Below are 18,177 nucleotides of genomic sequence, written 5' to 3' on the forward strand. Positions count from 1 at the left end.
GGCTTCACCTGCGCTTCAGGAACCCGGTCGGCCTGAGAGTCGTCGAACACGTTTCATTGCAGGAGGCGCGCCGATCACTGCGTTTCTGCTGAAGATTTCAAAATTTTAGGGAATTGCCATGAACAACAACATCCTGCAACGCCGCGGCTTTGGCCGCCTGGTACTGGCCAGCGCACTCCTTTTCGGCGCTGCCACCGCTTTCGTGCGCCCGGCCCTCGCGGCCGACGAAGCGCCTGACGCGCTGGTGAAGCGTCTGTCGACCGATGTGCTCGAAACCATCAAGGCCGACACCTCCATCAAGTCGGGAGACGTCAGCAAGATCATGGTGCTGGTCGACAGCAAGATCATGCCCAACGTCAACTTCCAGCGCATGACGGCTTCCGCCGTGGGCCCGGCATGGCGCCAGGCCACACCCGAACAGCAAAAGAAGCTGCAAGAAGAATTCAAGACCCTGCTGGTGCGCACCTATGCCGGCGCGCTCGACCAGGTGAGCGACCAGACCGTCACGGTCCGTCCGTTCCGCGGCTCGCCTGAAGACACCGAAGTGCTGGTGCGCACCGAGGTCAAGGGCCGCGGCGACCCGGTCCAGCTCGACTACCGCCTCGAGAAGACGCCCGGCCAGGGCGGCGGCTGGAAGGTCTACAACCTCAATGTGCTGGGCGTCTGGCTGGTCGACACCTACCGCACGCAGTTCGCGCAGGAAATCAACGCTCGCGGCATCGACGGGCTGATTGCCGCGCTGGCCGCGCGCAACAAGGGCAACAACGGCAAGAGCTGACGCCATGCTGGTGCTGCCGACCAAACTCACCCACGACGATGCCCCGGCCTGCATGCGCATGCTGCAGCAGGGGCTGAAGGGGCAGACCGACACCTCCACCGTGGTGGACGCCAGCGCCCTGACGCAGTTCGACTCCTCGGCGCTGGCCGTGTTGCTGGAGTGCCGGCGCGAATCGAGCGCGCTCGGCCGCGGCTTTGCCGTGAAAGGGCTTTCCCCCCGGCTGCGCGAACTCGCCGCCCTCTACGGCATCGCTGGTCTCTTGCCGGCCGCACCCTGAGGTCTGGCGGCCTCGGCGGGCGCGGCGTCAGGGCATCCCGGCGCCGCCCAGCGGCTTGTAACGCGGGCCCGTAAAATCGCCGGCTCCCATGCCCGCGATCTCATTCCAATCGGTCTCCAAGACCTACCCTCCCTCCAGACAGCAGCGGGCCCAAGGCAAGCAGGGCCTGCGCGCCGTCGACGAGGTCAGCTTCCAGATCGAGCCGGGCGAGTTCTTCGGCTTGCTCGGCCCCAATGGCGCGGGCAAGACCACGCTCATCAGCATGCTGGCCGGCCTGTCCCGTCCCACCGCCGGGGCCATCAGCGTCCATGGCTTCGACGTGCAGCGCGACTATGCCGAGGCCCGGCGCCAGCTCGGCATCGTGCCGCAGGAGCTGGTTTTCGACCCCTTCTTCAATGTGCGCGAATCGCTGCGCATCCAGTCGGGCTACTTCGGCATCAAGAACAACGAGGCCTGGATCGACGAGCTGCTGCAAAGCCTCGGCCTGGCCGACAAGGCCACGGCCAACATGCGCCAGCTCTCGGGCGGTATGAAGCGCCGTGTGCTCGTGGCTCAGGCACTGGTCCACAAGCCGCCGGTCATCGTGCTCGACGAGCCGACCGCCGGGGTCGATGTCGAACTGCGCCAGACGCTCTGGCAATTCGTCGCCAGGCTCAACAAAGAGGGCAGTACGGTGTTGCTCACCACGCATTACCTCGAGGAAGCCGAGGCGCTGTGCAGCCGCATCGCGATGCTCAAGCAGGGCCGCGTGATTGCGCTGGACCGCACCAGCGAACTGCTGAAATCGGCCACCAGCAACGTGCTGCGCTTCAAGACCGACGCCATGCTGCCGTGGGCCATTGCCCAGCATGCGCGCATCACCGGGCGCATCGTGCAGCTGCCGGCGCAGAACGCCCATGAAGTCGAACAATTGCTGGCCGCGATCCGCGAAGCCGGCGTCGCGGTGGAAGACGTGGAAATGCGCAAGGCCGATCTCGAAGACGTGTTCATCGACCTGATGGCGGGTGAGCAGACGCCGCTGGAGGTTGCAAGATGATGGCTGTGACCGGTTGGCGCGCGCTGCTCTATAAAGAAACGCTGCGCTTCTGGAAGGTCGGTTTCCAGACCGTCGGCGCGCCGGTGCTCACCGCGCTGCTGTACCTGATGGTGTTTGGCCATGTGCTCGAAGACCATGTGAAGGTGTACGGCACAGTCGGCTACACGGCCTTCCTCGTGCCGGGCCTGGTGATGATGAGCGTGCTGCAGAACGCCTTTGCCAACAGCTCTTCGTCGATCATCCAGAGCAAGATCATGGGCAACCTGGTGTTCGTGCTGCTCACGCCGCTGTCGCACTGGGGCTGGTTCTTCGCCTACGTGGGCTCGTCGATCATCCGCGGGCTGGCCGTGGGGCTCGGGGTGTTCGTGGTCACCATCTTCTTCGCGATGCCCAATTTCGTGGCACCGGTCTGGATCGTCGTGTTCGCGCTGTTGGGCGCGGCGATGCTGGGTACGCTGGGCCTCATCGCCGGTCTCTGGGCCGAGAAGTTCGATCAGATGGCCGTGTTCCAGAATTTCCTGATCATGCCCATGACTTTCCTGTCGGGCGTGTTCTATTCGATCGGCTCGCTGCCGCCGTTCTGGCAGGGCGTGAGCCACCTGAACCCCTTCTTCTACATGATCGACGGCTTCCGCTACGGCTTCTTCGGCGTGAGCGACGCCTCGCCCTGGCTCAGCCTGGGCATCGTCGGCGCGGCGTGGTTGGCGGTGAGCGCCATCGCCGTCCATCTGCTGAAAATCGGCTACAAAATCAGAGGCTGAAAGGCCCTTCAAATCCCATGACCGCCGAAGAACTCCAGGCCCTGATCCAATCCCACCTCCCATGCGAGCACATCTCGCTGGAGGGCGACGGCCGACACTGGTACGCGACCATCGTCTCGGCCGAATTCGAGGGAAAGCGCGCCATTCAGCGCCATCAGCGGGTCTATGCCACCCTGGGTGCGAAAATGCATACCGACGAGGTGCATGCGCTCTCGATGAAAACCTACACACCCGCCGAATGGGCGGCGATCGACAAGTAAGTAACTGGCGGCCGAAGCGGCCCCTAAATTCGCTGGATTCCTGATGGACAAACTTCTGATTCGCGGCGGGCGCCAGCTTCGCGGCGAGGTACTCATTTCCGGCGCCAAGAATGCCGCCCTGCCCGAGCTGTGCGCCGCGCTGCTCACCGACCAGCCCGTGACGCTGCACAACGTCCCCCGCCTGCAGGACGTGTCGACCATGCTCAAGCTGGTGCGCAACATGGGCGTGACCGCCGAGCGCGATCACAACGGCATGGTGCAGCTCAATGCCGGCGACCTCAGCAATCCCGAGGCGCCCTACGAGCTGGTGAAGACCATGCGCGCCTCGGTGCTGGCGCTGGGTCCGCTGCTGGCGCGCTTCGGCCATGCCAAGGTGTCGCTGCCGGGCGGCTGCGCCATCGGCTCGCGGCCGGTCGACCAGCACATCAAGGGCCTGCAGGCCATGGGGGCCGAGATCGTGGTGGAGCACGGCTACATGATCGCCAGCCTGCCGGCCGGCCGCACCCGGCTGAAGGGCGCGCGCATCCTGACAGACATGGTCACCGTCACCGGCACCGAAAACTTCCTGATGGCCGCTGCGCTGGCCGAGGGCGAAACGCTGCTCGAAAACGCCGCGCAGGAGCCCGAGATCGTCGACCTGGCCGAGATGCTGATCCGCATGGGCGCGAAGATCCAGGGCCACGGCACCAGCCACATCCGCATCCAGGGCGTCGAAAAATTGCACGGCTGCGAACACGCCGTGGTGGCCGATCGCATTGAGGCCGGCACCTTCCTGTGCGCCGTGGCGGCCACGGGCGGCGACGTGTTCCTGCGCCACGCCCGCGCCGACCACATGGACGCGGTGATCGACAAGCTGCGCGATGCCGGCTGCACGATCTCGCCGGAAGAAGGCGGCGTGCGCATCAGCTCCAAGGCCCCGGCCTGCGAACACCTCAAGGCGCAGAGCTTCAGCACCACCGAATACCCCGGCTTCCCCACCGACATGCAGGCCCAGTTCATGGCGCTGAACGTGATCGCGCGCGGTGCTTCCATGGTGACCGAAACCATCTTCGAGAACCGCTTCATGCACGTGAACGAGATGGTGCGCCTGGGTGCGACGATCCATGTCGAGGGCAAGGTGGCGATGGTCGAGGGCGTCCAGCAGCTGTCGGGCGCCACCGTGATGGCCACTGACCTGCGCGCCTCAGCCAGCCTCGTCATCGCCGGGCTCGTGGCCGATGGCGAGACGCTGGTCGATCGCATCTACCACCTGGACCGCGGCTACGACCGCATGGAAGCCAAGCTGCGCGGCCTCGGGGCCGACATCGAGCGCGTGGCCGGAGCCGCCGCATGATCACGCTTGCTCTGTCCAAAGGGCGCATCTTCGAAGAGACGATGCCCCTGCTGGCTGCGGCCGGCATCGAGGTCACCGAAGACCCCGAAAAATCGCGCAAGCTGATCCTCGCGACCACGCGGCCTGACGTGCGCGTGGTGCTGGTGCGCGCCTCCGATGTGCCCACCTATGTGCAATATGGCGGCGCCGATCTCGGCGTGACCGGCTCCGACGTGCTGCTCGAGCACGGCAACCAGGGTCTTTACCAGCCGCTCGACCTGCGCATTGCAGCCTGCCGCCTCAGCGTGGCCGTGCGTGCCGACTACGACTACGCGTCGGCCGTGAAGCAGGGCTCGCGCCTCAGGGTCGCGACCAAGTACGTGGGCCTGGCGCGTGAGTTTTTCGCGAGCAAGGGCGTGCACGTCGACCTGATCAAGCTCTACGGCAGCATGGAGCTCGCACCGCTCACGGGTCTGGCCGACGCCATCGTCGACCTGGTCTCGACCGGCAACACGCTCAGGGCCAATCACCTGGTCGAGGTGGAGCGGATCATGGACATCAGCGCGCGCCTCGTGGTCAACCAGGCCGCACTCAAGCTCAAGCGCGAGCCGATCCGCCGCATCATCGATGCCTTCGCCTCCGCCATTCCCGCGGCAGCCACGCCCTGAGATATTCACCGCAGCGCCATGACACTGAAAGCAGCACCCGTCCGCCTCTCCACCGCTTCAGCCAACTTCGACGCTGAATTCAAGGCGCGGCTGCATTGGTCCGCCGATGCGGATGCGGCCATCGAGAAAGTGGTGGCCGACATTCTGGCCGACGTGCAGAAGCGGGGCGACGATGCGGTGCTGGAATACACGAACCGCTTCGATCAGTTGGGTGCCGCCACCTTGCCCGAACTCGAACTCACGCAGGCCGAACTGAAGGCAGCGTTCGATTCGCTGCCCGCTGTGCAGCGCGATGCGCTCCAATCTGCGGCCCGCCGTGTGCGCAGCTATCACGAAGCCCAGAAGAAGGCGAGCGGCGAGAGCTGGAGCTACCGCGATGCCGACGGCACGCTGCTCGGCCAAAAAGTCACACCGCTCGACCGTGTCGGCATCTACGTGCCGGGCGGCAAGGCGGCCTATCCGTCGAGCGTGCTGATGAACGCGATCCCGGCGCATGTCGCAGGCGTCGGCGAAATCATCATGGTCGTGCCCACGCCGAAGGGGGAGAAGAACCCGCTCGTGCTCGCAGCCGCCTACGTGGCCGGCGTCACCCGCGCCTTCACCATCGGCGGCGCGCAGGCCGTGGCCGCACTGGCCTACGGCACCGCCACCATCCCCGCGGTGGACAAGATCACCGGCCCCGGCAACGCCTACGTTGCGGCCGCCAAGCGCCGCGTGTTCGGCACGGTGGGCATCGACATGATCGCGGGACCGAGCGAAATCCTCGTCCTCGCCGACGGCACCACGCCCCCCGAGTGGGTGGCGATGGACCTGTTCAGCCAGGCCGAGCACGACGAGCTCGCTCAAAGCATTCTGCTGTGCCCCGACGCAGCGTATATCGATCGCGTGCAGGCCGAGATCGACCGCCTGCTGCCCACCATGCCTCGCGCCGAGATCATCGCGGCTTCGCTCAACGGCCGCGGCGCGCTGATCCACACGAAGAGCATGGAAGAGGCCTGCGAGATCAGCAACCGCATCGCGCCCGAGCACCTCGAGGTGAGCAGCAGCGAGCCGCAGCGCTGGGAGCCCTTGCTGCGCCACGCCGGCGCGATCTTTCTCGGCGCCTTCACCAGCGAAAGCCTCGGCGATTACTGTGCCGGGCCGAATCACGTGCTGCCGACCAGCGGCACGGCGCGCTTTTCGAGCCCGCTGGGCGTCTACGACTTCCAGAAGCGTTCGAGCCTCATTGAAGTAAGCGAAGCCGGCGCGCAGGTGCTGGGGCCCATCGCGGTGACGCTGGCCGAAGGCGAAGGCCTGCAGGCGCACGCCGAAGCGGCACGAATGCGCCTGCATAAGATCTGAGACTTTACAAAAACCGCTTCGGGGAGGAGCCAGCCAGATGATTCACCAGCTATACAGGTCGCGTTTTTTCAGATTCACCACAGGGCTCATTGCAGGCGCAGCCTTGCTCGCTGCCTGCAGCCAGATGCCGCAAGCGCCGCGCAACGAGTCGGCCGCCTTGTCCGCAACGCCCAGCGCCGCCGCCGCGCCCGCACCGGCACAGCTCGGCACCCAGTGGGGCGAGGGCATCGAGTCGAAGACCCGCTCGGTCGTCGCCAAACGGCTGTCCGCACAGCCAGACGAAGTGGCCTCGCTGGGCTACAACGAAGCGTCCGCCGTGCGCCGCGACGCGGGCAACAATCCCGAACGCCGCCTCAATCTGCAACTGGCCCAGGGCGACGTCGAATGGTCGGTACTCGACGAGAACGAACGCCCCCTGCCGCTGCAGCGCGCACGCCGCAGCAGTGACATGTTCCGCCTCGCCGGCATCGAAGGCGCGCGCTACACGCTGCGCTTTCGCAACCTCAGCGATCGAAGCTACGAAGTGATTGCCACCGTCGATGGCCTCGACGTGCTGAATGGCAAGGCCGGTAGCCTGCGCAATGGCGGCTATGTGCTGCGTCCGCTGCAGACCCTCGACATCGAGGGGTTCCGCAAAAGCCAGAGCGAAGTCGCCGCCTTTCGCTTCGCCGCACCGGGCCGTGCCTATGCGGCGAACACCGAAGCCGGCGACGTGCGCAACATCGGCGTGATCGGCGCTGCATTGTTCGAGCTCGAGCAGCCCGAGGCTGCGCGACGCGCGCGCCGCGACGCCACGCCGCCGCAGCCCAATGCCTTCCCGGCCGACGCCTCGTACGCGCCGCCGCCGCGCTATCGCAAGTGACGCCATGAGCCGTGCTGCCGTCCTGCTGCTGCTGCGCCTGCCGGTGCTGTTGCTCGCACTGGCGGCCGGTGCCGGTGCAGAGGCGATGAGCATCCGCGAACTGCGCATGCTCGAAACCAATGAGAAGGACGGCAAGGCGTACGCAAGCTACTACCTCGTCGGCGTGCTCGAGGGCTTGCGCGAAGGCGTGGAAGCGTCGCAGCGCAATGGCCAAAAGCCAGTCTTCTGCATCGAAGGCCGACGCCTGGAGCCCTCGATGGCGCGCTCCCTCTATCAAACCGAGCTGACGCGCAACGCCGACAGCTATGAAGCAGACATGCCCGTTCAACTGGTCATGTCCGGCGCCCTTAAAAACAGCTTCCGCTGCACCCGATGACAACTTCTTCCACCGCCCGCCCGATCGATCGCATCCGCTCCGACGTGCAATCCATGCATGCCTATGCGGTGCAGGATGCACGCGGGTTCGTCAAGCTCGACGCCATGGAGAACCCTTTCGGCCTGCCGCCCGCGCTGCAGGCCGAGCTTGGCGCCCGGCTCGGCGCGCTGGCGCTCAACCGCTATCCGGGCGAGCGGGGCGGCGATCTGCAGCGCGCGCTGGCCGCGCATGCGCGCATGCCCGAAGGTTTTGGGCTGATGCTGGGCAACGGCTCCGACGAACTGATCTCGCTCCTGGCCATTGCCTGCGACGTGCCTGGCGCCACCGTGCTCGCGCCCGTGCCCGGCTTCGTGATGTACGCCATGAGCGCAAAGTTGCAGGGCCTGCGCTTCATCGGCGTGCCGCTCACCGCCGACTTTGAACTCGACGAGGGCGCCATGCTTGCCGCCATCGCGCGCGAGAAACCGGCCATCGTTTACCTGGCCTATCCGAACAATCCCACCGCCAACCTCTGGGACGACGCCGCCATCGAAAAGATCGTGCAGGCCCAGGCCGAGCAGGGCGGCCTGGTGGTGATGGACGAGGCCTATCAGCCCTTCGCCGCCAAGAGCTATGTCGACCGCATCGCACGGCACGGCCATGTGCTCCTGATGCGCACGCTCAGCAAGTTCGGCCTGGCCGGCATTCGCCTTGGCTATCTCATGGGCCCGGCCGCGCTGATCGCGCAGATCGACAAGGTGCGCCCGCCCTACAACGTCAGTGTGCTCAACTGCGAATGCGCGCTCTTCGCGCTCGAGCACGCCGAGGTGTTCGAGGCCCAGGCAAAACAGATCCGCGAGGAGCGCCATCGCCTCATGATGGGCCTGGGCCGCCTTTCGGGGGTCAAGGTCTGGCCGAGCGATGCCAACATGATCCTCGTGCGCGTTCCCGATGCCGCCAAGACCTTCGAAGGCATGAAGGCCAGCGGCATACTGGTGAAGAACGTTTCTAAAATGCACGAACTGCTGGCAAATTGCCTGCGCCTCACCGTCGGAACGGCCGACGAGAATGCGCGGATGTTCGCGGCACTCGAAGCCTCACTATGACCACCCCCCAAACAGCCGACACGGGCACCGCCGCGCGCACCGCGTCGGTCACTCGCAACACCGCCGAAACGAAGATCACCGTCAGCGTCAATCTCGACGGCACGGGCCGCGCCAAACTCTCGACCGGCATCGGCTTTTTCGACCACATGCTCGACCAGATCGCCCGCCACGGGCTGATCGACCTGGAGATCGATTGCCAGGGCGACCTGCACATCGACGGTCACCACACCGTGGAAGACGTAGGCATCACCCTCGGCCAGGCGGTTGCCAAGGCCGTGGGCGACAAGAAGGGCATCCGCCGCTACGGCCATGCCTACGTGCCGCTCGACGAGGCCCTGAGCCGCGTTGTCATCGATTTCTCGGGCCGTCCGGGCCTGGAGATGCACGTGCCATTCACGAGCGGCATGATCGGCACCTTCGACAGCCAGCTCACTTACGAATTCTTCCAGGGCTTCGCCAACCACGCATTCGTTACGCTGCACATCGACAACCTCAAGGGCGTCAATGCGCACCACCAGTGCGAAACGGTGTTCAAGGCTTTTGCACGCGCGCTGCGCGGCGCGCTCGAACTCGACCCACGCTCCGTGGGCGTCATTCCCTCGACCAAGGGTTCGCTCTGAATTCCTCCAGCGAACAGCTATGAAATCTGTAGCAAATACCGTCGCGGTCGTCGACTACGGCATGGGCAATCTCCGCTCCGTCTCGCAGGCTGTGCAACATGCGGCCGACCAGGTGGGCGTGGAGGTCTTCGTCACCTCCGACCCCGAGGTGGTGCGCAAGGCCACCCGCGTGGTGTTGCCGGGGCAGGGTGCCATGCCCGACTGCATGCGCGAACTGCGCGACTCCGGCCTCCAGGAATCAGTGCTCGAAGCCGCGGCGAACAAGCCGCTCTTCGGCGTGTGCGTCGGTATGCAGATGCTGCTCTCTCGCAGCGACGAAGGACCGACGGACGGCCTGGGCCTCATTCCGGGCGAGGTCGTCAAGTTCGAACTGGCCGGCCGGCTGCAGCCCGATGGCAGCCGCTTCAAGGTGCCCCAGATGGGCTGGAACCAGGTGCGCCAGGCCCAGCCGCATGCCGTGTGGGCGGGCGTGCCGGACATGAGCTATTTCTATTTCGTTCACAGCTTCTATGCGCGGCCGGCCGACGCCCGGCACAGCGTGGGCGAAGCAGATTACGGTGCGAGCTTTACCGCAGCCATTGCACGCGATAACATTTTTGCCACCCAGTTCCACCCGGAGAAGAGTGCGGACCATGGGTTGCAGCTCTACCGAAATTTCCTCCACTGGAATCCCTGACCTTAATTTTTCGCCTGGGCCGAACCTTCCTCAGCCCGGATTCCGCACACTCGCGTCACTTCCATGCTCCTCATTCCCGCCATTGATCTCAAAGACGGCCACTGCGTTCGCCTCAAACAGGGCGACATGGACCAGTCCACCATCTTCAGCGAAGACCCCGCCGCCATGGCCCGCAAATGGGTCGAGGCGGGTGCTCGGCGGCTCCATCTGGTCGATCTGAATGGCGCGTTCGCCGGCAAGCCGCAGAACCACGCGGCCATCAAGGCGATCCTGCGCGAGGTGGGCGACGACATTCCCGTGCAGCTGGGCGGCGGCATCCGCGACCTCGACACCATCGAGCGCTACATCGACGACGGCCTGCGCTACGTGATCATCGGCACCGCCGCGGTCAAGAACCCCGGCTTCCTGAAAGACGCCTGCGTGGCCTTTGGCGGCCACATCATCGTGGGCCTCGACGCCAAGGACGGCAAGGTGGCCACCGACGGCTGGAGCAAGCTCACGGGCCACGAGGTGGCCGACCTGGGCAAGAAGTTCGAGGACTACGGCGTCGAATCGATCATCTACACCGACATCGGCCGCGACGGCATGCTCTCGGGCATCAACATCGATGCCACCGTCAAGCTTGCGCAGGCGCTGTCCATTCCGGTCATCGCTTCGGGCGGCCTGTCGAACATGGCCGACATCGATCAGCTCTGCGCCGTCGAGACCGAAGGCGTCGAAGGCGTGATCTGCGGCCGCGCCATCTATTCGGGCGACCTCGATTTCGCCGCCGCGCAAGCCCGCGCCGACGAACTCGCCGGCGCCTGAGGCGTTGCCAAGGTGAAGGCTACTCAGCCTTCACCGCCATCGTCTGGATGATCGCTTCCAGCTGCGCGCTCATTGGCAGGTTGATGCTTTCCCCCGTGGGCAGCTTGCGCAAAAACCAGCGCTTGTACTGGCGCTCGATCTCGCCGTCCTCGGCCAGCACCTGGAAGCTGTCGTTGATCACCTTGCGAAGCTGCGCATCCCCCTTGCGGTACATGATCCCGTAGGGGTCGTAGGAGAGGTAGTCGCCGACCACTTCGTACTCGGCCTTGGCGGCGTCCCGGGCGATCAGGCCGTAGAGCAACACGTCGTCCGTGGCAAAGGCGTCGGCCTGGCCGCTCTTCACGAGCCCGAAGGAATCGGCGTGGTCGCGCGCCACCAGCAGGTTGATGCCGAGCTTGAACTTCTGCGAAAGCTCGCGCAGCGTCTTTTCGTTGGTGGTGCCGGCGGTCACCGCCACCCGCTTGCCGGCCAGGTTGCGGAACGACTTGATCGGTGAACCCTTCTTCACCAGCACCTTGGTGCCCGAGACGAAGATGGTGGGCGAAAAACTCACGCGCTTTTGCCGCTCGATGTTGTTGGTGGTCGAGCCGCACTCGAGATCGACCGCGCCGCTCTCGACCGCTTCGATGCGCGAATCGGAGGTCACGGGTGCCCACTTGATCGTGAGGCTCTTGTTCACCGCGTCTTCGATGGCCGTGACCAGCGCGCGGCAAATTTCGATCGAGTAGCCGATGGGTTCCTTGCGCGCGTTGAGAAAGGAAAACGGCACCGACGATTCGCGATAGCCGATGGTGATGGCGCCGGTCTCCCGCACCTTGGCGAGGGTACCGGTCAATGTCTCGGGGGCCTGCGGCTGTGCCAGCGCAGGCACAGCGGAAACCAGCGTGGCGGCTGCCAGCAGGCCGGCCAGGAAAACCGACAGCGTGGCCTTGGGCTTCACGGTTGGCCTCACGCGTGCGCTGGATGGGCGAGGGTGGCTGCAGCCTCGGCGTCCAGCGTCTTGGCATTGACCGCCGCGTCGCTTTCGGAAAGCAGCTCGCCCTCCCACTTGGCAACCACGGCCGTGGCGATGGAGTTGCCCACCGCATTGGTGGCCGAGCGGCCCATGTCCAGGAAGGTGTCGACGCCCAGGATCAGCAGCAGGCCGGCTTCGGGAATGTCGAAGTGGTTGAGCGTGGCGGCAATCACCACCAGCGAAGCGCGCGGCACGCCGGCCATGCCCTTGGAGGTGAGCATCAGGATCAGCAGCATCGTGATCTGCGTGCTGAGCGGCATGTGGATGTTGTAGGCCTGCGCGATGAACAGCACGGCAAAGGTGCAGTACATCATCGAGCCGTCGAGGTTGAACGAATAGCCCATCGGCATCACGAAGCTCGAGATCTTGCGCTTCACGCCAAAACGGTCGAGCGCTTGCAGGATCTTCGGGTATGCCGCTTCGGAGCTGGCGGTGGCAAACGAAAGCAGGAAGGCTTCCTTGATGAGCACCAGCAGCTTGAACACTCGCGGCCCCAAAAACGAAAAGCCAGCGAAGATCAGCACGCCCCACAGCACGAAGAGGCCCAGGTAGAAGTCGCCCATGAACACGGCGAACTTGAGCAGGATGCCCAGGCCGTTGACAGCGACGGTGGCGGCCATGGCGGCCATCACCGCAAGCGGCGCCAGTTTCATCACGTAGCCGGTGATCTTGAGCATGGCGTGCGAGAGCTCGTCGATGGCGGCCACCAGCGTCTTGGCCTTGTCACCGAGCGAGGCGAGTGCCACGCCAAAGAACATCGAGAACACCACGATCTGGAGAATCTCGTTGTTGGCCATTGCCTCCGCAAAAGACTTGGGCACCATGTGGCTCACGAAGTCCTTGAGCGTGAACTTCGCGGTGGCAAGGTTGGCCGAAGAGCCAATGTCCGGCAGTGGAAGCCCCAGGTTCTCGCCGGGCTTCAGGACATTGGCCATCACCAGGCCGATGACCAGCGAAATGAGCGAAGCGGTAAAGAACCAGCCGAGCGACTTGCCGAACACGCGGCCCACCGACTTGGCATCACCCATGTGCGCGATGCCCACCACCAGGGTGGAGAACACCAGGGGACCGATCAGCATCTTGATGAGGCGCAGGAACACGTCCGAAATGATCGACACGTAGCCCGCGATCTGCGCGGCGGCCTTCTTGTCGGGAAAGCTCGTGAAGATCATGTAGCCGACAAGAATGCCGAGCACCATGGCAATCAGGATCCAGGCCGCGGCGGGCAGTTTCTTTCTCATGTTTTGTCCCTTTGACGTATGTGTGGTTCCGGGGCGCGGACGCATCGGCCGGCAGCCTCTTCTCGTGCGGCAGGCGAAGGGTATCCAAGAAGGTCCCTTGCGCGCAACCGGTGCGGGCGCATCGGCGATGAAGCCTTAAGTGCCCAATGCCAATTCCGTGCCACGGGATTTCGCTGCCTACAATTCTCCAATGGATATCAGTTCGATCGACTTTCGCGGCCAGCCCGCGCTTCGTGCCGCCGGGGCCGACGGAAGTGCTTTCGTCGTCTCGCTGCAGGGGGCGCAGCTGCTTTCCTGGACCACGTCCGACAGCGCGGAGCGCCTCTATCTGAGCCCTCGCGCGGTGTTCGACGGGCAGGCTGCAATCCGCGGCGGCGTGCCCATTTGCTGCCCCCAGTTCAACCAGCGCGGCATGCTGCCCAAGCATGGATTCATGCGCAATCTGCCTTGGGAAAACCGGGGTCTGGACGCCACTTCGGGCGAATTGGTCCTGCGGCTGCGCGACAACCCGGCCACCCGCAAGCTCTGGCCGCACTCTTTCGAGGCGCGCTTGCACATCGGCATGGGCCCCGGCCGACTGCGCACCACGCTGACGCTGCTCAATGTGGATCATGCGCCGTTCAGCTTTGCGGCGGCATTGCACACCTACCTGCGCGTCGACGATATCGCCGAAGTGCGGCTGGAAGGCCTCCAGGGTGCCAACCGTTGGGATTCGCTGCGCGACGACCGGCATGTGGAGACGGCGCCCGCACTGCGCTTCGATGCCGAGTTCGACAGCGTCTATACCGCTCCCGCCAAGCCGATGCGGCTGGTGCAGCCGAGCGGCACGCTCGAGATCACGCAGAGTGCGAGCTGCAGCGAAACCGTGGTGTGGAACCCCGGCGCGGTGCTCGGTGCGAAACTCGCAGACATGCCCGAAGATGGGTATCGGCACATGCTGTGCGTCGAGGCCGCGCGCATCGACGAGCAGGTGCTGCTCCTGCCGGGTGCCCAATGGCAGGGCTGGCAGCAGCTGCGCGTTCTCTGAATGAACTTTTCCTTACCACCGACCATGCTCGCAAAACGCATCATTCCCTGTCTTGACGTCACCGGCGGCCGCGTCGTCAAGGGCGTCAATTTTCTCGAGCTGCGCGATGCCGGCGATCCGGTCGAAATTGCGGCCCGTTACAACGCGCAGGGCGCCGACGAGCTCACCTTTCTCGACATCACGGCCACCAGCGACGGGCGCGACCTCATCCTGCCGATCATCGAGGCGGTGGCGTCGCAGGTCTTCATTCCGTTGACGGTGGGCGGCGGCGTTCGCACCGTGGCCGACGTGCGCCGGCTGCTCAATGCCGGCGCCGACAAGACCAGTTTCAACTCCGCGGCCATCGCTGATCCGCAGGTGATCAACGACGCATCGCAGAAATACGGTTCGCAATGCATCGTGGTGGCGATCGATGCCAAGCGCCGCAGCCCCGAGGAAGCCGCCACGCGCGGCGCGGGCTGGGATGTGTACAGCCATGGCGGCCGCAAGAACACCGGCCTGGACGCCGTCGAATGGGCGACCGAGATGGTGCGCCGCGGTGCCGGCGAAATCCTGCTCACGAGCATGGACCGCGACGGCACCAAGAGCGGCTTCGATCTGGCGCTCACCCGCGCGGTGAGCGATGCGGTCAACGTGCCGGTGATCGCCTCGGGCGGCGTCGGCAGCCTGGACGATCTGGCCGACGGCATCCAGACGGGTGGCGCCGACGCGGTGCTGGCTGCCAGCATCTTCCACTACGGCGAACACACGGTTGGCGAGGCGAAAGCCCGCATGGCCGCGCGGGGAATCCCGGTGCGAATCGACTCCTGAGGGGTCTTTGCCTATCCCCGACAATATCGCGATGAATTGGCTCGATGAAGTGAAGTGGGACGCGAACGGCCTGGTGCCCGTGATCGCGCAGGAGCAGGGCAGCAACGACGTCCTGATGTTTGCCTGGATGAACCGCGAGGCGCTCGAAAAGACTGCCGAGCTGGGCCGCGCCGTGTATTTCAGCCGCTCGCGCAACAAGCTCTGGTTCAAGGGCGAGGAATCGGGCCACGTGCAGACGGTGCACGAGATCCGCCTGGACTGCGACAACGACGTGGTGCTGCTCAAGGTCACCCAACTTGGCCACGAGCCCGGCATTGCCTGCCACACCGGCCGCCACAGCTGCTTTTTCAGCAAGTACGACAACGGCCAATGGACCGCGGTCGAGCCGGTCTTGAAAGACCCGGAGTCGATCTACAAATGACGGCCTCAGTGAACACCTCGGACGCCCTTGCACGCCTTGCCGCGGTCATCGAAAGCCGCCTGCCCGCGCGCGGCGGCGATGCTGAAAAGAGCTACGTGGCGCGCCTGCTCCATAAAGGCCCCGACGCCTTCCTCAAGAAGATCGGCGAGGAAGCCACCGAGGTCGTGATGGCCGCCAAGGACGCCGACCACGGCGGCGACCGCTCGAAAATAGTGAACGAAGTGGCCGATCTGTGGTTCCACACCATGGTGGCGCTGGCCCACTACGGCTTCTCGCCGGCAGAGGTGATCGCGGAGCTGGAGCGTCGCGAAGGCACCAGCGGAATCGAGGAAAAAGCCCTGCGCAAGGCGCAGGCCCGCGAAGCATCCAACGATTGAAAGGACATTCAATGGCCAACGACATCGTGAACGTGGAACCCGACGACTCCCTCAAGACCTGGGGCTGGGTCAGCTATATCCTGCACCTGATCGTGGCCATTGGCGCCGTGCTGCCAGGGGCGCAGGCCTCGGTGGTCCTTTTGCTGGTGGCGCTGGTGATCGACTTCGTCAAGCGCGACGATGCCGCCGGGACCTGGCAGGCCACGCACTTCAGCTGGCGCATCCGGTCGGTGCTGTGGGCCGGCCTGCTGTACCTGGTCACTTCGTGGCTCTGGCTGCTGTTTCTCGTGCCGGGCTGGATTGCCTGGAGCCTGATTTCGCTGTGGTTTCTCTACCGGATCGTGAAGGGCATGATCCGCATGAAAGACAACCGCCCCATGGAACCCAAAGATGTCATCTGATCCGAACTGCGTCTTCTGCAAAATCATCGAAGGCAAGATCCCCTCGCGCAAGGTCTACGAAGACGACGAACTGTTCGGTTTTCACGACATCGCGCCCTGGGCGCCGGTGCATTTCATGCTGGTGCCCAAGCGGCACATCGCCTCCATGGCGCAGCTCACCCCCGAAGACGCCGCGCTGATGGGCAAGATCATGACGCTGGCGCCCAAGCTCGCGCTGGAGCTGGGCTGCAGGCCCTATCCGGAGGGCGGATACCGTGTGTTGGTCAACACTGGCGCCGAGGGCGGACAGGAAGTTCACCATCTCCATGTCCATGTCATGGGCGGTCCCCGGCCCTGGCTTCGTGGCTGAACATTAGGCCAAACTGTCACATTCCGCCCGACTAAAATCGGACACATTCTTAGGAGTCTTCCATGGGTTCATTTTCAATCTGGCACTGGCTGATCGTGCTGCTCGTCGTGGTCATGATCTTCGGCACCAAGAAGCTGCGGAACATGGGTTCCGACCTTGGTGGCGCCGTGAAGGGCTTCAAGGACGGCATGAAGGACGGAAGCACCACCGATGCGCCTGCCGCTTCGTCGGCCCCTGCTGCCCAAGTCACCGGCCAGCCGGCTGCCAACAGCGACAAGTCGGCGATCGACGTCGAAGCGCGTCAGAAGTCCTGAGCGCGGGTCATAAGTGCTCGACCTTGGCATTGAGAAGCTGGCGCTGATCGGCGTCGTGGCGTTGATCGTGATCGGGCCGGAAAAGCTGCCGCGCGTGGCGCGCACGGTCGGCACCCTGCTGGGCAAGGCGCAGCGTTACGTGAACGACGTCAAGGCCGAAGTCAATCGCTCGATGGAGCTGGACGAACTGCGCAAGATGAAAAGCACCGTGGAGGATGCGGCGCGCGACGTCGAGCACAGCATCCAGAGCGGCGCGAGCGATCTCGAGAAGCAGTTTTCCGGCTCGGGCGAAACGCTTTCGGCCCTGGCCGAACCCGAGCCCTCGGTGCCGGAGTACCGGCATCCCCGCAAGAACTGGCGCCTGAAGCAGGGCGCCACACCGCAGTGGTACAAGGCGCGCAACGGCGTGCGCACCAAGGCGTTGTCGGGTGCCGCGCGGGTTGCGCGTTTCCGCCCCCACAAGATCAACTAGCGGCTTTCACTCCCTCGCGTTCCTCGTGCGCCGCACGCCGGCCGAAGCCACGCTTTCCCCTGCTCTTTTTCCCTCCCAATGGCCGATTCCGACAACAAGAACAAAGACGCAGAAGACGAGTTGGCGGGCACCGAACAACCGTTCGTGCAGCATCTGGTCGAACTCCGCGACCGGTTGCTCTATTGCGTCTATGGCCTGGTGATCGCGGGCGTGCTGCTGGCCATCTGGCCCGGCCCGGGCGGGCTGATCGATCTGATCGCCATGCCCATCCGCGCGCACATGCCGGCGGACGCCAAGCTCATCGCCATCGGCGTGTTCTCGCCGTTCTTCGTGCCGCTCAAGGTGCTCATGATGACCGCGGTGCTGCTGGCGCTGCCATGGCTCATGTACCAGGCCTGGATGTTCATTGCGCCGGGGCTCTACAGCCATGAAAAGCGCTTTGCGCTGCCGCTGATCTTCTTCGGCAGCCTGTTGGCCTATGCCGGCATCGCCTTCGTGCAGTTCTTCGTGCTGGACAAGATGTTCAGCTTCATCCAGAAGTTCACGCCCGCCGCGGTGGCGGCCACGCCCGACATTTCCTCGTACGTCGAGGCCATTCTCTCGCTCTACATCGCGTTCGGGGTCGCCTTCCAGGTGCCGATCGTCGTGATGCTGTTGGTGCGCTTCGAAATGGTGACCATCGAGAAGCTGAAGTCCTTCCGCGGGTACTTCATCGTGGTGGCCTTCGTGGTGGCCGCGGTGCTCACGCCGCCCGACGTGGTGTCGCAGCTCGCGCTGGCGATTCCGATGTGCCTGCTCTACGAGGTCGGGATCATCGGTGCTCGCTACTTCGCCAGCAGCAAGAAAACGGAAGAGGAAGAAAGCGCCGATTCCTCGGCGTCTTCCTGATCG

General features: G+C 64.7%; 25 protein-coding genes. 23 read left to right on the plus strand and 2 right to left on the minus strand.

Translation table 11 applies throughout. The features are described from left to right. Window positions 1–118 precede the first annotated feature (118 nt). From BLR24_RS19640 to hisA, 14 genes are all read left to right on the plus strand, one after another. Complete coding sequence (locus tag BLR24_RS19640) at window positions 119–778, plus strand: MlaC/ttg2D family ABC transporter substrate-binding protein (RefSeq protein ID WP_093019935.1); 660 nt, start codon at window positions 119–121, stop codon at window positions 776–778. Window positions 779–782: 4 nt separating this feature from the next. Further along, entirely contained in the window at window positions 783–1,055 is a 273-nt protein-coding gene (locus tag BLR24_RS19645) for an STAS domain-containing protein (RefSeq protein WP_093019937.1), read from the plus strand. 88 nt (window positions 1,056–1,143) lie between these two features. After that, the gene (locus tag BLR24_RS19650; RefSeq protein ID WP_093019939.1) at window positions 1,144–2,091 is read left to right on the plus strand and encodes an ABC transporter ATP-binding protein; all 948 of its coding nucleotides are present in this window, start codon (window positions 1,144–1,146) and stop codon (window positions 2,089–2,091) included. 5 nt (window positions 2,092–2,096) lie between these two features. Further along, window positions 2,097–2,852 carry an ABC transporter permease gene (locus BLR24_RS19655; RefSeq protein ID WP_093020184.1) on the plus strand — a complete coding sequence of 252 codons (756 nt, stop codon included), beginning with the start codon at window positions 2,097–2,099 and terminating at the stop codon, window positions 2,850–2,852. A 17-nt stretch (window positions 2,853–2,869) separates the two neighbouring features. Continuing rightward, entirely contained in the window at window positions 2,870–3,112 is a 243-nt protein-coding gene (locus BLR24_RS19660; protein WP_055803616.1) for a BolA family protein, read from the plus strand. A 43-nt stretch (window positions 3,113–3,155) separates the two neighbouring features. After that, entirely contained in the window at window positions 3,156–4,445 is a 1,290-nt protein-coding gene (gene murA, locus BLR24_RS19665) for a UDP-N-acetylglucosamine 1-carboxyvinyltransferase (RefSeq protein ID WP_093019941.1), read from the plus strand. Then, window positions 4,442–5,092, plus strand: coding sequence for an ATP phosphoribosyltransferase (gene hisG, locus BLR24_RS19670; protein WP_093019943.1), 651 nt, complete (start codon window positions 4,442–4,444; stop codon window positions 5,090–5,092). The genes murA and hisG overlap by 4 nt, the downstream gene beginning before the upstream one ends. A gap of 18 nt (window positions 5,093–5,110) precedes the next feature. Continuing rightward, window positions 5,111–6,433 (plus strand): histidinol dehydrogenase, encoded by a 1,323-nt coding sequence (hisD, locus tag BLR24_RS19675; RefSeq protein ID WP_093019945.1) that lies wholly within the window; start codon window positions 5,111–5,113, stop codon window positions 6,431–6,433. A 37-nt stretch (window positions 6,434–6,470) separates the two neighbouring features. Next, complete coding sequence (locus tag BLR24_RS19680; RefSeq protein WP_093019947.1) at window positions 6,471–7,295, plus strand: hypothetical protein; 825 nt, start codon at window positions 6,471–6,473, stop codon at window positions 7,293–7,295. Between the two features lie 4 nt (window positions 7,296–7,299). Beyond that, window positions 7,300–7,671, plus strand: coding sequence for a hypothetical protein (locus tag BLR24_RS19685; RefSeq protein ID WP_093019949.1), 372 nt, complete (start codon window positions 7,300–7,302; stop codon window positions 7,669–7,671). Then, window positions 7,668–8,756, plus strand: a complete 1,089-nt coding sequence (hisC, locus tag BLR24_RS19690; protein ID WP_093019951.1) for a histidinol-phosphate transaminase — start codon at window positions 7,668–7,670, stop codon at window positions 8,754–8,756. The genes BLR24_RS19685 and hisC overlap by 4 nt, the downstream gene beginning before the upstream one ends. Next, window positions 8,753–9,376 (plus strand): imidazoleglycerol-phosphate dehydratase HisB, encoded by a 624-nt coding sequence (hisB, locus tag BLR24_RS19695; RefSeq protein ID WP_093019953.1) that lies wholly within the window; start codon window positions 8,753–8,755, stop codon window positions 9,374–9,376. The genes hisC and hisB overlap by 4 nt, the downstream gene beginning before the upstream one ends. Before the next feature lie 19 nt (window positions 9,377–9,395). Further along, window positions 9,396–10,052: an imidazole glycerol phosphate synthase subunit HisH gene (hisH, locus tag BLR24_RS19700; RefSeq protein ID WP_093019954.1), complete on the plus strand. Its 657-nt coding sequence runs from the start codon at window positions 9,396–9,398 to the stop codon at window positions 10,050–10,052. Between the two features lie 63 nt (window positions 10,053–10,115). Then, on the plus strand, window positions 10,116–10,859 hold the full coding sequence (hisA, locus tag BLR24_RS19705) for a 1-(5-phosphoribosyl)-5-[(5-phosphoribosylamino)methylideneamino]imidazole-4-carboxamide isomerase (RefSeq protein WP_093019956.1): 744 nt from the start codon (window positions 10,116–10,118) through the stop codon (window positions 10,857–10,859). A 19-nt stretch (window positions 10,860–10,878) separates the two neighbouring features. Here the strand turns inward: hisA and BLR24_RS19710 are convergent, their stop codons facing one another. Both BLR24_RS19710 and BLR24_RS19715 read right to left on the minus strand, forming a co-directional pair. Next, window positions 10,879–11,799 (minus strand): amino acid ABC transporter substrate-binding protein, encoded by a 921-nt coding sequence (locus tag BLR24_RS19710; protein WP_093019958.1) that lies wholly within the window; start codon window positions 11,797–11,799, stop codon window positions 10,879–10,881. Between the two features lie 8 nt (window positions 11,800–11,807). Then, complete coding sequence (locus tag BLR24_RS19715; RefSeq protein ID WP_093019960.1) at window positions 11,808–13,115, minus strand: dicarboxylate/amino acid:cation symporter; 1,308 nt, start codon at window positions 13,113–13,115, stop codon at window positions 11,808–11,810. Between the two features lie 190 nt (window positions 13,116–13,305). Here BLR24_RS19715 and BLR24_RS19720 point away from each other — a divergent pair, with 190 nt between their 5' ends. The 9 genes from BLR24_RS19720 (at window position 13,306) to tatC (ending at window position 18,174) form a co-directional block, all read left to right on the plus strand. Then, on the plus strand, window positions 13,306–14,142 hold the full coding sequence (locus BLR24_RS19720) for a D-hexose-6-phosphate mutarotase (protein WP_093019962.1): 837 nt from the start codon (window positions 13,306–13,308) through the stop codon (window positions 14,140–14,142). Between the two features lie 24 nt (window positions 14,143–14,166). Beyond that, window positions 14,167–14,952 (plus strand): imidazole glycerol phosphate synthase subunit HisF, encoded by a 786-nt coding sequence (gene hisF, locus BLR24_RS19725; protein WP_093019964.1) that lies wholly within the window; start codon window positions 14,167–14,169, stop codon window positions 14,950–14,952. A 31-nt stretch (window positions 14,953–14,983) separates the two neighbouring features. Further along, window positions 14,984–15,373 carry a phosphoribosyl-AMP cyclohydrolase gene (gene hisI, locus BLR24_RS19730; RefSeq protein ID WP_093019966.1) on the plus strand — a complete coding sequence of 130 codons (390 nt, stop codon included), beginning with the start codon at window positions 14,984–14,986 and terminating at the stop codon, window positions 15,371–15,373. Further along, on the plus strand, window positions 15,370–15,750 hold the full coding sequence (locus BLR24_RS19735) for a phosphoribosyl-ATP diphosphatase (protein ID WP_093019968.1): 381 nt from the start codon (window positions 15,370–15,372) through the stop codon (window positions 15,748–15,750). The genes hisI and BLR24_RS19735 overlap by 4 nt, the downstream gene beginning before the upstream one ends. Window positions 15,751–15,761: 11 nt before the next feature. Then, window positions 15,762–16,151, plus strand: coding sequence for a DUF4870 family protein (locus BLR24_RS19740; protein WP_093019970.1), 390 nt, complete (start codon window positions 15,762–15,764; stop codon window positions 16,149–16,151). After that, window positions 16,141–16,500, plus strand: a complete 360-nt coding sequence (locus tag BLR24_RS19745; RefSeq protein WP_093019972.1) for a histidine triad nucleotide-binding protein — start codon at window positions 16,141–16,143, stop codon at window positions 16,498–16,500. Before BLR24_RS19740 ends, BLR24_RS19745 begins: the two co-directional genes overlap by 11 nt. A gap of 62 nt (window positions 16,501–16,562) precedes the next feature. Continuing rightward, window positions 16,563–16,814, plus strand: coding sequence for a Sec-independent protein translocase subunit TatA (gene tatA / locus BLR24_RS19750; protein ID WP_093019974.1), 252 nt, complete (start codon window positions 16,563–16,565; stop codon window positions 16,812–16,814). Window positions 16,815–16,827: 13 nt separating this feature from the next. Continuing rightward, window positions 16,828–17,286, plus strand: coding sequence for a Sec-independent protein translocase protein TatB (gene tatB, locus BLR24_RS19755; RefSeq protein WP_093019976.1), 459 nt, complete (start codon window positions 16,828–16,830; stop codon window positions 17,284–17,286). A gap of 78 nt (window positions 17,287–17,364) precedes the next feature. Continuing rightward, on the plus strand, window positions 17,365–18,174 hold the full coding sequence (gene tatC, locus BLR24_RS19760; RefSeq protein ID WP_093019978.1) for a twin-arginine translocase subunit TatC: 810 nt from the start codon (window positions 17,365–17,367) through the stop codon (window positions 18,172–18,174). The last annotated feature ends 3 nt before the right edge of the window (window positions 18,175–18,177 follow it).

Origin of the sequence: Variovorax sp. OV700 (genome assembly GCF_900099805.1) — a bacterium.
GTDB lineage: Bacteria > Pseudomonadota > Gammaproteobacteria > Burkholderiales > Burkholderiaceae_C > Variovorax.

Bases quoted from the DNA above. Each gene is read 5' to 3' on its own strand.
- BLR24_RS19640 (WP_093019935.1), top strand. From the start codon at position 119: ATGAACAACAACATCCTGCAACGCCGCGGCTTTGGCCGCCTGGTACTG.
- BLR24_RS19645 (WP_093019937.1), top strand. From the start codon at position 783: ATGCTGGTGCTGCCGACCAAACTCACCCACGACGATGCCCCGGCCTGC.
- BLR24_RS19650 (WP_093019939.1), top strand. From the start codon at position 1,144: ATGCCCGCGATCTCATTCCAATCGGTCTCCAAGACCTACCCTCCCTCC.
- BLR24_RS19660 (WP_055803616.1), top strand. From the start codon at position 2,870: ATGACCGCCGAAGAACTCCAGGCCCTGATCCAATCCCACCTCCCATGC.
- murA (WP_093019941.1), top strand. From the start codon at position 3,156: ATGGACAAACTTCTGATTCGCGGCGGGCGCCAGCTTCGCGGCGAGGTA.
- hisG (WP_093019943.1), top strand. From the start codon at position 4,442: ATGATCACGCTTGCTCTGTCCAAAGGGCGCATCTTCGAAGAGACGATG.
- hisD (WP_093019945.1), top strand. From the start codon at position 5,111: ATGACACTGAAAGCAGCACCCGTCCGCCTCTCCACCGCTTCAGCCAAC.
- BLR24_RS19680 (WP_093019947.1), top strand. From the start codon at position 6,471: ATGATTCACCAGCTATACAGGTCGCGTTTTTTCAGATTCACCACAGGG.
- BLR24_RS19685 (WP_093019949.1), top strand. From the start codon at position 7,300: ATGAGCCGTGCTGCCGTCCTGCTGCTGCTGCGCCTGCCGGTGCTGTTG.
- hisC (WP_093019951.1), top strand. From the start codon at position 7,668: ATGACAACTTCTTCCACCGCCCGCCCGATCGATCGCATCCGCTCCGAC.
- hisB (WP_093019953.1), top strand. From the start codon at position 8,753: ATGACCACCCCCCAAACAGCCGACACGGGCACCGCCGCGCGCACCGCG.
- hisH (WP_093019954.1), top strand. From the start codon at position 9,396: ATGAAATCTGTAGCAAATACCGTCGCGGTCGTCGACTACGGCATGGGC.
- hisA (WP_093019956.1), top strand. From the start codon at position 10,116: ATGCTCCTCATTCCCGCCATTGATCTCAAAGACGGCCACTGCGTTCGC.
- BLR24_RS19715 (WP_093019960.1), bottom strand. From the start codon at position 13,115: ATGAGAAAGAAACTGCCCGCCGCGGCCTGGATCCTGATTGCCATGGTG.
- BLR24_RS19720 (WP_093019962.1), top strand. From the start codon at position 13,306: ATGGATATCAGTTCGATCGACTTTCGCGGCCAGCCCGCGCTTCGTGCC.
- hisF (WP_093019964.1), top strand. From the start codon at position 14,167: ATGCTCGCAAAACGCATCATTCCCTGTCTTGACGTCACCGGCGGCCGC.
- hisI (WP_093019966.1), top strand. From the start codon at position 14,984: ATGAATTGGCTCGATGAAGTGAAGTGGGACGCGAACGGCCTGGTGCCC.
- BLR24_RS19735 (WP_093019968.1), top strand. From the start codon at position 15,370: ATGACGGCCTCAGTGAACACCTCGGACGCCCTTGCACGCCTTGCCGCG.
- BLR24_RS19740 (WP_093019970.1), top strand. From the start codon at position 15,762: ATGGCCAACGACATCGTGAACGTGGAACCCGACGACTCCCTCAAGACC.
- BLR24_RS19745 (WP_093019972.1), top strand. From the start codon at position 16,141: ATGTCATCTGATCCGAACTGCGTCTTCTGCAAAATCATCGAAGGCAAG.
- tatA (WP_093019974.1), top strand. From the start codon at position 16,563: ATGGGTTCATTTTCAATCTGGCACTGGCTGATCGTGCTGCTCGTCGTG.
- tatC (WP_093019978.1), top strand. From the start codon at position 17,365: ATGGCCGATTCCGACAACAAGAACAAAGACGCAGAAGACGAGTTGGCG.